This window comes from Microbacterium sp. TPD7012 (genome assembly GCF_003075395.1).
Lineage (GTDB): Bacteria > Actinomycetota > Actinomycetes > Actinomycetales > Microbacteriaceae > Microbacterium.
Genome location: NZ_QDFV01000003.1, coordinates 290303 through 303783 on the forward strand (window position 1 = coordinate 290303; position 13481 = coordinate 303783).

Here is a 13481-nt window from a genome sequence, read left to right on the forward strand (position 1 = left end):
TGGGAAGTGACTCCTGAAGATGCAGTGCTGACCGACGCCCCCGAGGACTCCCCCGCGACCCCCGGATTCGAGGAACTCGGCATCACCGGGCCCGTCCTCAAAGCCATCAAGGACCTCGGATACGAGACCCCTTCTCCGATCCAGGCCGCGACGATCCCGACCCTGTTGTCGGGACGCGATGTCGTCGGCATGGCGCAGACCGGAACCGGCAAGACCGCCGCGTTCGCGCTGCCCGTGCTGGAGCGACTCGACGTGTCGCAGAAGATCCCCCAGGCCCTGGTGCTGGCCCCGACGCGAGAGCTCGCGCTGCAGGTCTGCGAAGCCTTCGAGTCCTACGCCTCGAAGATGAAGGGCGTCCACGTGCTCCCCGTCTACGGCGGTCAGGGCTACGGCGTGCAGCTGTCCGCGCTCCGCCGCGGTGTGCACGTGATCGTCGGCACGCCCGGGCGCATCATGGACCACCTCGCCAAGGGAACCCTCGATCTGTCCGAGCTGAAGTACCTCGTGCTCGACGAGGCCGACGAGATGCTGAAGATGGGCTTCGCGGAAGACGTGGAGCAGATCCTCGCTCAGACGCCCGCCGAGAAGCAGGTGGCCCTCTTCTCGGCGACGATGCCGCCCCAGATCCGTCGCCTCGCGCAGAAGTACCTGCAGGACGCCGAGGAGATCAGCATCACCTCGAAGACCGCGACCGGCACCAACATCACCCAGCGCTACCTCGTGGTGTCGTACGCGCAGAAGGTCGACGCGCTCACGCGCATCCTCGAGGTCGAGAACTTCGACGGCATGATCGTCTTCGTCCGCACGAAGAACGAGACCGAGACCCTCGCCGAGAAGCTGCGAGCCCGCGGATACTCCGCCGCCGCGATCAACGGCGACGTGCCGCAGGTGCAGCGCGAACGCAGCGTGAACCAGCTGAAGGACGGCAAGCTCGACATCCTCGTCGCCACCGACGTCGCCGCCCGCGGGCTCGACGTGGAGCGCATCAGCCACGTCATCAACTTCGACATCCCCACCGACACCGAGTCGTACGTGCACCGCATCGGCCGCACCGGACGCGCAGGCCGCTCGGGCGATGCGATCAGCTTCATCACCCCGCGCGAGCGCTACCTGCTCAAGCACATCGAGAAGGCCACCCGTCAGCAGCCGGCGCAGATGCAGCTGCCGAGCACCGAGGACGTGAACACCACGCGCCTCAACCGCTTCGACGACGCGATCACCACGGCGCTGTCCGAGACCGGTCGCATCGAGGCCTTCCGCGACATCGTCGCGCACTACGTGCGCCATCACGATGTCCCCGAGGGCGACGTCGCAGCGGCACTCGCGGTCGTGGCGCAGGGCGACAAGCCGCTGCTGCTCGACCCGGCCAACGACCCGCTGACGCGGGCGGTGGAGGCCGACAACCGTCCGCCGCGTGAGCGCGCCGGACGCGATGCCCGGGAGCCGCGCACCGAGCGTCGCGGTCGCGGGGACTACACCGCGTACCGCATCGAGGTGGGCCGACGTCATCGGGTCGAGCCGCGTCAGATCGTCGGCGCGCTCGCGAACGAGGGCGGCCTCGGTCGTGACGACTTCGGCGTGATCAACATCCGCCCCGACTTCTCGACGATCGAACTGCCTTCCAACCTCAGCCCTGCCGTGCTGGAGAAGCTGCGCGACACGCGCATCTCGGGACGCCTGATCGAGATCAAGCCCGATCGGGGCCCCGCGGGCCGTCGCAACAGCGGTCCTCGCGAGGGCGGTTACGAGCGCCGTGATCGCGACGACCGCCCCGCGCGCAGCGACCGCGAGGACAAGCCGTTCCGCAAGCCGCGTCACAAGGGCTGAGCGAGAAAACCTCTCAGCATCGCCCGAGAACGCCGCACGGATCCCGCCGATCCGTGCGGCGTTCCGGCGTCCGGTCGGTGCCGGCACCCCGGCGCTACACCGATTCGCGGGCGAGCTGTGCGGCGATGTCGATCAGCGGCTCAGGATGCGCGAGCAGGGCACGCTGCTCCGGATTCGCGATGAGATGCGCGAGCAGACGATGCGCACCGTCGACCGTGGGCGCCCAGTAACCTCCGACGTGGTGGCGACTCAGCGGCATGACCTGCTCTTCTCCGTCGACGGTCAGCGTCAGGGCTCCATCATCGGGGTCGACTCCGAGGTCGGAGAGCGCGACCGCGGTCAGCGCCCCGAGCACGATCGTGCCGACGAGACCGGGGAGCCGGACCCCCTCCCGGAGGATCACCGCATCCGGCGTGAGTCGCAGGTGGTTCCGCCCGGGGTCGCCGACGGCCAGCGCATCGGGGACGGCGATCAACGGTCCGTAGCGCTTCATGCGAGGGCGTCAGGACCCTCGGTCACGAGGATGTGGAACTGCGCCGCGTCGAGGATGCGGATGCCGAGCTCCTCGGCCTTCCCGAGCTTCGAGCCGGCGCCGGGGCCGGCCGCGACGAAGTCCGTCTTCTTCGAGACGCTCGAGGCGGCCTTGCCGCCCGCGTTGATGATGGCCTCCTGGGCGCCGTCGCGGGTGTAGCCGTCGAGGGAACCCGTCGCGACGATCGTGAGCCCTTCGAGCACACCGCCGGCAGCGACCGCAGCGCCGGGACCAGGATGCCCGGGAGTCGCCCACTGCACACCCGCCTCGGCCCACTGCCGCACGATCTCCTGGTGCCAGTCCACATCGAACCAGGCGAGCAGCGAATCCGCGATGATCCCGCCCACTCCCTCGACCGATGCCAGCTCATCGCGGGAGGCGGCGCGGATCGCATCGAGTGAGCCGAACCACTGCGCCAGCGCCCGTGCGGCGACAGGACCGACGTGACGGATGTTCAGCGAGACGAGCAGCCGCCAGAGTTCCTTCGTCTTGGCCTTCTCGAGCTCAGCCAGCAGGGTGACGGCCTGCGACGACGGCTGCGGACCCTCGGCTCCGGCCTTCTTCTCGGCCGCGGTGGGGTTGCGCCGGAACGGCGAGCGGGTCTTGACGAGGCCGTCGTCGTCTTCCTTCGGGAGCCCGGTCTCGGCGTCGCGGACGAAGAGCTCGATGGGCACGAGCTGGTCGATCGTGAGAGCGAACAGCCCTGCCTCGGTCTCGAGAGGAGGCACGGCAGGCGACGTGGGTTGCGTCAGCGCGGCGGCGGTCACCTCGCCGAGCGCCTCGACGTCGAGCGCGCCGCGAGACCCGATGTGCTCGACACGACCGCGCACCTGCGCAGGGCAGGAGCGCGCGTTCGGGCAGCGGAGGTCGATGTCGCCCTCCTTCATCGCCCGCAGCGGTGTTCCGCACTCCGGGCACTCGACCGGCATCACGAACTCGCGCTCGGTCCCGTCGCGCTTCTCGACCACCGGTCCGAGCACCTCGGGGATCACGTCGCCGGCCTTGCGCAGCACGACCGTGTCGCCGATCAGCACGCCCTTGGCCTTCACCACATCCTTGTTGTGCAGCGTCGCCTGGCGCACCACGGAACCGGCGACCTGCGCCGGGGCCATCACGGCGAACGGCGTCGCACGACCGGTGCGGCCGACCGAGACGACGATGTCGAGAAGCTTCGTCTGCACCTCCTCGGGCGGGTACTTGTACGCGATCGCCCAGCGCGGCGCACGGCTCGTGGCGCCGAGTTCGTCGTGCAGCTCGAGCTCGTCGACCTTCACGACGATGCCGTCGAGCTCGTGCTCGATGTCGTGCCGGTGCTCTCCGAAGTACTCGACGAACGAGGCGACCTCGTCGATCGAGGCGCACACCTTCGTGTGCGGGCTCGTCGGCAGGCCCCACCCGGCCAGCAGGTCGTAGACCTCGCTCTGCGCCCCGACCGGCGGATTCGCCCAGGCGCCGACGCCGTGCACGTAGAGGGCGAGCGACTCGATGCGCAGGAGCCCGGCCTCGAGCTCGAGCCCGTCCTTCTTGTCGATCTGCTGCCGGAGGCCGCCGCTCGCCGCGTTCCGCGGGTTCGCGAAGGACGGGAACCGCCGTGCGGCCGCGGTGCGGGCCTTCTCCTCATCGAAGGGCTTCTTGGCGCCGCCACGCGCCTCCCAGCGCGCGAGCGCGTCGCCGTACGCCCGGTCGCGGAACGCCGCCTGCGCGGCGTTGAGTCGCTCGAACGCCGCGACGGGAATGAAGACCTCACCGCGCACCTCGACGATCTCCGGGTGCCCCTCCCCGCTGAGCCGCTCGGGGATCTCGGGAAGCCGGAGCGCGTTCTCGGTGACGATCTCGCCCACGCGCCCGTCTCCTCGCGTCGCCGCAGAGGTGAGCACGCCGTTCTCGTAGCGCAGGTTGATGGCGAGCCCGTCGATCTTCAGCTCGGTGAGCCAGGCGACCTTCCGTCCCGCAGAGGCCTGGGTCTTGGCCGCCCACTCGCGCAGCTCTTCGATCGAGAAGACGTTGTCGAGGCTCAGCATGCGCTCGGCATGCTCGATCGTGGCGAGGCCCGTCGCCTCGGCGGCGCCGACCATCTGCGTCGGAGAGTCCTGCCCCTGCAGCTCGGGATGCAGTCGCTCGAGCTCCTCGAGGCGATGCATCCAGCCGTCGTACGTGAAGTCGTCGACGACGGAGGTGTCTCGCCCGTAATAGGCGTCTTTCGCCTCGAGGATGCGAGTGGTCAGCTCTTCGGCTTCGGTTCGGGCGTCTTCCAGCGAGATGTTCTCCGGCACCCCGTCAGTCTACGAGCGGGCGCCGACATCCAGCGAGAGCTACGCGCCGACGGGAACAGCCGACACCGTGGTGTCGATCGTGAACTGACCGAGCACGCGGGTCCCCACGTAGAGCACCGCGGTCTGCCCCGGCGCGACGCCGTCGAGCGGGATCTCCGGCACGACGCGCACGCCGTCGTCCGACACGGTGGCGACGGCCGCGACGGGCTCGGAATGCGCCCGGATCTGCACGTGGCAGTCGAAAGACGACTCGACGGGCCCCGCACCTGCCCAGCTGAACCGCTCCCCTGCGATCTCCGCGATCGCGAGGGCCTCCTTCGGGCCGACGACGACCGTGTTCGACACCGGGCGCACCTCCAGCACGAACCGCGGCTTGCCGTCGGCTGCCGGCACGCCGAGCTTGAGTCCTCGGCGCTGTCCGACCGTGAAGCCGTGCGCCCCCTCGTGCGAACCCACGACGGCGCCGGAGCGGTCGACGATCTCACCGGTGGCGGTGCCGACCTTCTCGGCCAGCCAGCCCCGGGTGTCGCCGTCGGGGATGAAGCAGATGTCGTGGCTGTCGGGCTTCTGCGCCACCGTGAGGCCGCGGGCCTCCGCCTCCGCGCGCACGATCGCCTTCGAGGGGGTCGTGCCGAGCGGGAAGTAGGTGTGCGCGAGCTGCTCGGCCGTCAGCACCCCCAGCACATAGGACTGATCCTTCGCGTTGTCCGAGGCCCGATGCAGCTCCAGTCCCTGCTCGCCGTCGATCAGGGTGGCGTAGTGCCCGGTGCACACCGCGTCGAAGCCGAGCTCGATGGCCCGCTCCAGAAGAGCGGCGAACTTGATCTTCTCGTTGCAGCGCATGCAGGGGTTCGGGGTGCGTCCGGCCTGGTACTCGGCGATGAAGTCATCGATCACGTCGTCGCGGAAGCGCTCCGAGAAGTCCCAGACGTAGAACGGGATGCCCAGCAGGTCGGCGGCGCGGCGCGCGTCCAGGGCGTCCTCGATCGTGCAGCATCCGCGGCTTCCGGTGCGCAGGGTGCCGCCGGCTCGCGAGAGCGCCAGGTGCACGCCCACGACGTCGTGCCCCGCCTCCACGGCACGTGCGGCCGCGACGGCGGAGTCCACTCCACCGCTCATGGCTGCAAGGATCCGCATGAGACCAGTCTACGAGCGCGCGCCTGTGCCGGACCCGGATGCCCGATCGTAGGCATCGGCGATCGCGGCGAGCACCGCGTCGACATCGGCATCCGTCGACGTCCGCCCAAGCGAGAACCGCAGCACGCTGCGCGCATCGCGCTCGCTCCGCCCCATGGCCATCACCACGTGCGACGGCTCCGCGACGCCCGCCTGGCAGGCGGAGCCGGTGGATGCCGCGACACCCGCGACGTCGAGGAGGAACAGCAGACTCTCCCCCACGGCTCCGGGGAACAGCATGTGCGCGTTGCCCGGAAGCCGGTGGACCGGATCGCCGAGCAGCTCGGCTGCGGGGACGGCCGAGCGGATGCCCGCGACGAGACGGTCGCGCAGTGCGGACAGCCGGACGGCCTCGCCGGCGCGCTCCGTCTCGGCGAGCTCCAGGGCGGTCGCGAAGGCCGCTGCCCCGGCCACGTCCTGCGTCCCGGCGCGGAGTCCGCGCTGCTGGGCGCCGCCGCGCAGCATCGCCGTCAGCCGGGCCGTCCTCGCCGCGACCAGGATGCCGACGCCGACGGGCGCGCCGATCTTGTGGCCGGCCAGGCTCAGTGCGACGAGCCCGACGCCGGGGGCCGCATCCGCCCGCAGCCCACGGAAGGAGAGGGGAAGATGGCCGAGGGCGGCGACCGCGTCGAGATGGAGCGGCACTCCGGCGGACGCGCTCGACGAGGAGAGCACCGCCGCATCGTTGACGGTGCCCGCCTCGTTGTTCGCGACGAGGGCCGTGGCGAGGGCTGCTCCGGGGAGCTGCTGAGCGAACGCGTCGACGTCGATGCCCGCCAGCGCGGTCACACCGACGCTCCGCACCTGCGCGCCCTCGTCGATCAGGGCAGCGACGGTGTCCATCGTGGCGTGGTGCTCGGCATCCGGCAGCACGATCGCCTCCGTGCCGTCGGGACGTGAGCGCCACAGTCCCTGCAGCGCGAGGTTGATCGACTCGGTGCCGCCCGAGGTGAAGACGATCTCGATCGGATCGGCATCCAGGACGGCGGCCACGCGCTCGCGCGACTCCTCGAGCAGACGCCGGGCGTCCTGCCCCGCGCCGTGCGTCGACGACGCGTTGCCGACCGTCTCGGTGGCAGCCAGCCACGCATCGCGCGCCTCAGGCCGCAGAGGCGTGGTCGCCGCGTGGTCCAGGTAGTGCCGCATCCCTCGATTCTCTCGCGAATCCGCGCGGCAGAGGCGACTGCGCGATGGAACCGAGTGCGATCTGTCATGGGACTGCAACACATCCCGCCTATGGTGTACTCATGCCCGAGTCCCGAGACTTCACCGCGCCCGGCGGTCCAGCCCTCGACAACCTCGGCGTCCGTCTGCACGACGGCGTCGGGACCCTCCGTATCTGGTCGCAGAACGCCTCCTCCGTGGAGCTGGTCGTCTTCGACGCGACCGACCTCGACTGGGCGACCGACGAGGTCCCGCTCGAGCGACGCCCCGGCGGCATCTGGGAGGTCACCACGCCGCTCCTGCAGCCCGGCGTCCGCTACGCGATCCGCGTCGGCGGTCCGCACGGCCCCGGCAACACGTTCAACCCGGAGAGCCTGCTGCTCGATCCCTACGCGCGGGGCCTCGCCCAGGGCGACGGCTACGAGGAATGGCGCTCTGTCGTCATCGTCGACGGCTTCGACTGGGGCGACTCGCAGAAGCCGCGCGTCCCCCTCGACCGGACCGTGATCTACGAAGGCCACCTCAAGGGCCTCACCAAGAGGCACCCCGACGTGCCTCCGGCTCTGCACGGGACGTATGCCGGACTCGCCCACCCGGCGATGATCGAGCACCTCCACTCGCTCGGGGTCACCTCGGTCGAGCTCCTCCCCGTGCACGCGTTCGTCCCCGAGCCGCGCCTGCTGGAGCGCGGGCTGACCAACTACTGGGGCTACAACACCCTCAACTTCTTCACCCCCCACACCGCGTACGCCACCGAGGAGGCCCGCAAGGAGGGCCCTGAGGCCGTGCTCGCCGAGTTCAAGGGCATGGTGCGCCTGTTGCACGAGGCCGGGCTCGAGGTGATCCTTGACGTCGTGTACAACCACACCTCGGAGGAGGGCATCGGCGGTCCCCGTTCGAGCCTGCGCGGCATCGACAACGCGAGCTACTACCGTCAGGACGAGACGGGCAGGTACATCGACACGACCGGCTGCGGCAACACGCTGAACACCTCGACGGATGCCGGGGCGCGGCTGGTCCTCGACTCGCTCCGCTACTGGGCTCAGGAGATGCAGATCGACGGCTTCCGCTTCGATCTGGCCGCCGCGATCGCCCGGGACGGCGCGCACACCTACACGCCGGAGCATCCGCTGCTGACGGCGATCGCCAACGACCCGGTCCTCGCCGAGACGAAGCTGATCGCCGAGCCGTGGGACGTCGGAATGGGCGGCTGGCAGACCGGGAACTTCCCGGCGGGGTGGCATGAGTGGAACGATCGCTACCGCGACCGGGTCCGCAACTTCTGGCTCAGCGACATCGACTACGCGCGGCGGGCCTCCGCCCCTGTCGGCATCGGCGGCTTCGCCACCCGGCTCGCCGGGTCGTCCAACACCTTCAGCGAGGCACGTGGTCCCCTGGCCAGCGTGAACTTCGTCACCGCCCATGACGGTTTCACCCTGCATGACCTCGTCGCCTACGACGTCAAGCACAACGAGGCGAACGGCGAGCAGAACCGCGACGGCGCCGACATGAACCGTGCCTTCAACCACGGTGTCGAAGGGCCCACCGACGATCCGACCATCCTGGCGGCCCGCCGCAAGGCGATGCGCAACCTCCTCGGCACCCTGCTCCTCTCCGCGGGCATCCCGATGCTCACCGCCGGGGACGAGGTCGGACGGACACAGCGCGGCAACAACAACGCCTACGCGCAGGACTCCGCCATGACTTGGCTCGCCTGGGAGTTCGAACCCTGGCAGAAGGATCTCCGCGCGCACGTGGCGCGGTTGATCAGCCTGCGCGCCGAGAACCCCGCGCTGCGCCCGAGCAAGTACGCGCGGCTCGGCGAGCACATCCCGAACGCCTCCGTCATGGACTGGTTCGATCAGAACGGCGAGACGATGGAGAGCGCCCAGTGGGCGGACCCGCGGAACCGTACGCTCCAGTACGTCGCGGCCTCCACGCCCGACAAGGAGGCGGCCAACCGGATCCTGCTGATCGTCCACGGAACCGAATCGCCCATCGATGTGCGTCTCCCCGACGAGATCGAGGACGCGACGCGTTTCGTCTCGCTGTGGTCGAGCGCCGAGGAGCGCCCGTCGGATGCCGCGGAGGTGTTCGCCCCCGGTGACGTCCTGCCCATCCCCGGCACCTCCATGCGCCTGTTCCGGGTCGAATGACATCGGTCTCCGACCCACCCCGGTGATCGCTTCCCGCGACTACCGCTGGGCGGTACGTTGAGGGGGTGGCTGCACGTGGTGGTACTCGGTCCTCGGCTCTCCGGAGCCCCGCTCAGATCCCGACGCGCCCCGGCGACGCCGTCACGATCGCGGAGGACACGCGCACGCCGCGCCTCCCGCTCCTGAACGGCTCGCCCGCGGTGCCGGGCGGGTTCCCCGCGAAGGCGTTCGTCGGCGAGGTGGTCCCGTTCAGCGTGGTGTCGTTCCGCGAGGGACACGACATCATCGGCGTGCATGTGCGGCTGACTGCTCCCGACGGGGAGGAGACCCTGCATCGGCTGTCCCCGCGGCTCGACGGCACCGACACCTGGTCCACCGAGATCGCACTCGATCTCCAGGGTCGGTGGAACTATCGGTTCGAGGCCTTCTCCGACGACTTCGCCACCTGGGCCCATGCCGCAGAGCTGAAGGTCGCCGCCGGCGTGGACGTGCCGATCATGGCGGCCCTCGGAGCACAGCTCCTCACGAGGGCGGCGGCAGAGAAGGATCGACCCGCCGCGCAGCGCAAGCGACTGCAGGCCGACGCCGCGTCGCTGGGTGGTGGCGACGCCGCGACGACGATCGCGCTGTCGACGGATGCCGCCCTCGCGCAGATCTTCGCGGATCGGCCACTCGCGAGCCTCCGCTCCGTCTCGGCACCGCAGACCCTGCTCGTCGATCGCGTCACCGCGGGCGTCGGCGCCTGGTACGAGTTCTTCCCCCGCTCGGAGGGCGCGCGCCGTCTGAAGGACGGCAGCGTCAGGACCGGCACGTTCCGCACGGCTGCGAAGAGACTTCCGGGCGTCGCGCAGATGGGTTTCGACGTCCTCTACCTGGTCCCCATCCATCCGATCGGGACGACGAACCGCAAGGGGCGCAACAACACCCTGGTCGCGGAGCCGTCCGACCCCGGATCGCCCTATGCGATCGGCGCCGCGGAAGGCGGGCACGACGCGATCCACCCGGATCTGGGCACGGCCCAGGACTTCCGCGCATTCGTCCGCGCCGCCCGGAAGGAAGGGCTCGAGGTCGCGCTCGATCTCGCCCTGCAGGCGTCGCCGGACCACCCGTGGGTCGCCGAGCATCCCGAGTGGTTCACCACGCTCCCCGACGGCACCATCGCCTACGCCGAGAACCCCCCGAAGAAGTACCAGGACATCTACCCGCTGAACTTCGACAACGATCCGGCCGGCATCTACGCCGAGATGCTGCGCATCGTCCGGCACTGGGTCGCGCAGGGCGTGAAGATCTTCCGGGTCGACAACCCGCACACCAAGCCGCTGCAGTTCTGGGAATGGCTCATCGGGACCGTGAACGCCGAGGACCCCGACGTCATCTTCCTGGCCGAGGCGTTCACCCGCCCGGCGGTCATGCGCGCGCTCGCCGCCGTCGGCTTCCAGCAGAGCTACAGCTACTTCACATGGCGGAACACCAAGGCGGAGCTGGAGGAGTTCCTCACCTCGGTGTCGCACGAGACCAGCGACTACATGCGCCCGAACCTCTTCGTGAACACGCATGACATCCTCACCGAGTACCTGCAGTTCGGCGGCAGGGCCGCATACCGGATCCGCGCGTGCATCGCGGCCACGGCAGCGCCGATCTACGGCGTGTACGCCGGGTACGAGCTGTTCGAGAACGTCGCTCGACCGGGCTCAGAGGAGAACATCGACAACGAGAAGTACGAGTTCAAGGTGCGGGACTGGGCGGGTGCGGAGGCGCGCGGCGAGTCGCTCGCCCCGCTGCTGCGTCGACTCAACGAGATCCGGTCCGCTCATCCTGCGCTGCGGCAGCTCCGCAACTTCGAGACGCACTGGAGCGACGACGACTCCGTCCTCGTCTACAGCAAGCACCTGGACGCGGCGTTCACCGGCACAGGCGCGGCCGACACGATCATCGTCGTGGCCAACGTCGATCCGCACTCGGTGCGCGAGACGACCGTCCATCTCGACACGACGCGCTGGGGCGTGCCCCTCGGCGAGTCCTTCGAGGTGGAGGACCTGCTGACGGGGGCCGTCTGGACGTGGAGCGATCACAACTACGTGCGGCTCGACGCCTTCGCGGAACCGGTGCACATCCTGAAGGTGAAGGAGCGATCATGAGCTACGTGGAAGACGCGACAGCGTCCGCCGACTGGGAGGCCATCGCCTCGGCAGAGCACCACGATCCGCACTCCGTGCTCGGCGCGCATCCGGTCAAGGATGCCGCCGACCGCACGGTCACCGTCGTGCGCGCCCGCCGTCCCCTCGCCGCATCCGTCGACGCGGTGTTCGGCGACGGGAGCCGCCTCGCGCTCTCGCACGTGGCCCACGGCATCTGGGAGGCCCAGCACGCCGGCCCGCCGCTCTCCTACCGCCTCGCCACCGCCTACGGCGACGACGAGGAAACCGTCCAGGGCGATCCGTACCGGCACTCCCCCGCGCTCGGAGACATCGACCTGCACCTGATCGCCGAGGGGCGCCACGAGCGGCTGTGGGAGGTTCTCGGCGCCCATCCCCGCACTCTCGACGGCGAGCAGGGCGTCTCCTTCGCCGTCTGGGCGCCGAACGCCTCGGCCGTCCGCGTCGTGGGAGACCACAACGGCTGGAACGGCGAGACGCACGCGATGCGTTCCATGGGCGTCAGCGGCGTCTGGGAGCTGTTCATCCCGGATCTTCCCGAGGGCACGAAGTACAAGTACCAGATCCGCACCCGGGAAGGCGCCTGGATCCTCAAGGCCGACCCGATGGCGCTCGCCGCCGAGGTGCCGCCCAACACGGCATCCGTCGTCACGTCGTCGTCGTACGTCTGGACGGACGGCGCATGGATGACCCGACGGGCGGCGACGCACGCGGTCGCGCAGCCGCTGTCGGTCTACGAGGTGCATCTCGGGTCCTGGCGACATGGTCTGGGCTATCGCGACATCGCCGAACCGCTCATCCGGCACGTCACGGATGCCGGCTTCACGCACGTCGAGTTCATGCCGCTCGCCGAGCATCCCTTCGGGGGCTCCTGGGGCTACCAGGTCAGCGGGTACTACGCGCCGACCAGCCGATTCGGATCCCCCGATGACCTGCGATACCTGATCGACCGGCTGCACCAGGCGGGCATCGGCGTGATCATGGACTGGGTGCCCGGCCATTTCCCCAAGGACGCCTTCGCGCTCGCGCGATTCGACGGGCAGCCTCTGTACGAGCACCCCGACCCTCGGCGCGGCGAGCACCAGGACTGGGGCACGCTCATCTTCGACTACGGCCGGAACGAGGTGCGCAACTTCCTGGTCGCGAACGCCCTCTACTGGTTCAGCGAGTTCCACGTCGACGGTCTGCGTGTCGACGCGGTCGCCTCGATGCTGTACCTGGACTATTCGCGGAACGCCGGCGAGTGGGAGCCGAACATCCACGGCGGTCGAGAGAACCTCGAGGCCATCCGCTTCCTGCAGGAGGTCAACGCGACCGCCTATCGTCTGCACCCGGGCATCCTGATGATCGCCGAGGAGTCGACGAGCTTCCCCGGCGTGACGGCGCCCACCGACCACGCCGGTCTCGGCTTCGGCTTCAAGTGGAACATGGGGTGGATGAACGACTCCCTCCAATACATCGAGCGCGACCCGATGTACCGCTCCCACCACGAGGGCGAGATGACGTTCTCGTTCGTGTACGCCTTCGGCGAGAACTATCTGCTGCCGATCAGCCATGACGAAGTCGTGCACGGCAAGGGCAGCCTGCTGGCGAAGATGCCGGGCGACCACTGGCACAAGCTCGCCAACGTCCGCGCCTACCTCGCGTACATGTGGGGGCACCCGGGCAAGAAGCTGCTGTTCATGGGACAGGAGTTCGGGCAGATCGCCGAGTGGTCCGAGGGCCGCGAGCTCGACTGGTGGCTGCTGGACCAGCCCTCGCACGTGCAGCTGCAGAGCTTCGTCGGGGCGCTCAACCACACCTACCGGGCCCAGGCGCCGTTGTGGGAGCGGGACAACGACGGATCGTCGTTCTCGCGGCTCGGTGCACCGGCGTGGGAGCCGACGGTGATCGCGTTCGAGCGTCGCGACGCGCACGGCGGCAGGCTCGTCGTCGTCAGCAACTTCGCCGGTGTCGAGCGCACCGGCCACCGCCTGGTGCTGCCGCGCGAGGGCGTCTGGCAGGAGATCCTCAACACGGATGCCGCGGACTACGGCGGCCGAGGCTCAGGGAACCTCGGCATGGTCATCGCCCACGCCGAGGGCGACGGTGCGCCGACGGCCACGATCACGCTGCCGGCGCTGTCGACGCTCTGGCTGCGTCACCAGCCGGAGCCTCACGTGCCGACGATCACGAACGGTTGAGCGAGGGAGCGCTC

Annotated in this window: 8 protein-coding genes; 4 read left to right on the top strand and 4 right to left on the bottom strand. The window is 69.7% G+C overall.

The genetic code is table 11. From position 1 onward, the window contains the following. The first annotated feature begins 24 nt into the window (after positions 1 to 24). Entirely contained in the window at positions 25 to 1827 is a 1803-nt protein-coding gene (locus DC434_RS09510) for a DEAD/DEAH box helicase (RefSeq protein ID WP_116635043.1), read from the top strand. Between the two features lie 94 nt (positions 1828 to 1921). Here the strand turns inward: DC434_RS09510 and DC434_RS09515 are convergent, their stop codons facing one another. The 4 genes from DC434_RS09515 to DC434_RS09530 are packed head-to-tail and all read right to left on the bottom strand — an operon-like array spanning position 1922 to position 6954. Beyond that, on the bottom strand, positions 1922 to 2320 hold the full coding sequence (locus tag DC434_RS09515) for a hypothetical protein (RefSeq protein ID WP_116635044.1): 399 nt from the start codon (positions 2318 to 2320) through the stop codon (positions 1922 to 1924). Continuing rightward, positions 2317 to 4632 (bottom strand): NAD-dependent DNA ligase LigA, encoded by a 2316-nt coding sequence (ligA, locus tag DC434_RS09520; protein WP_116635045.1) that lies wholly within the window; start codon positions 4630 to 4632, stop codon positions 2317 to 2319. The genes DC434_RS09515 and ligA overlap by 4 nt, the downstream gene beginning before the upstream one ends. A 39-nt stretch (positions 4633 to 4671) precedes the next feature. Further along, complete coding sequence (gene mnmA, locus DC434_RS09525) at positions 4672 to 5769, bottom strand: tRNA 2-thiouridine(34) synthase MnmA (protein ID WP_116635046.1); 1098 nt, start codon at positions 5767 to 5769, stop codon at positions 4672 to 4674. Between the two features lie 9 nt (positions 5770 to 5778). Further along, on the bottom strand, positions 5779 to 6954 hold the full coding sequence (locus DC434_RS09530; protein WP_116635047.1) for a cysteine desulfurase family protein: 1176 nt from the start codon (positions 6952 to 6954) through the stop codon (positions 5779 to 5781). A 101-nt stretch (positions 6955 to 7055) separates the two neighbouring features. Between DC434_RS09530 and glgX the strand changes: the two genes are divergently transcribed. The 3 genes from glgX to glgB all read left to right on the top strand — a co-directional run bounded on the left by glgX (position 7056) and on the right by glgB (position 13467). Then, positions 7056 to 9128, top strand: a complete 2073-nt coding sequence (gene glgX, locus DC434_RS09535; protein WP_116635048.1) for a glycogen debranching protein GlgX — start codon at positions 7056 to 7058, stop codon at positions 9126 to 9128. Positions 9129 to 9193: 65 nt separating this feature from the next. Then, positions 9194 to 11266 (top strand): alpha-1,4-glucan--maltose-1-phosphate maltosyltransferase, encoded by a 2073-nt coding sequence (locus tag DC434_RS09540; protein WP_116635049.1) that lies wholly within the window; start codon positions 9194 to 9196, stop codon positions 11264 to 11266. Then, on the top strand, positions 11263 to 13467 hold the full coding sequence (gene glgB, locus DC434_RS09545) for a 1,4-alpha-glucan branching protein GlgB (RefSeq protein WP_116635050.1): 2205 nt from the start codon (positions 11263 to 11265) through the stop codon (positions 13465 to 13467). Before DC434_RS09540 ends, glgB begins: the two co-directional genes overlap by 4 nt. Positions 13468 to 13481: the final 14 nt, after the last annotated feature.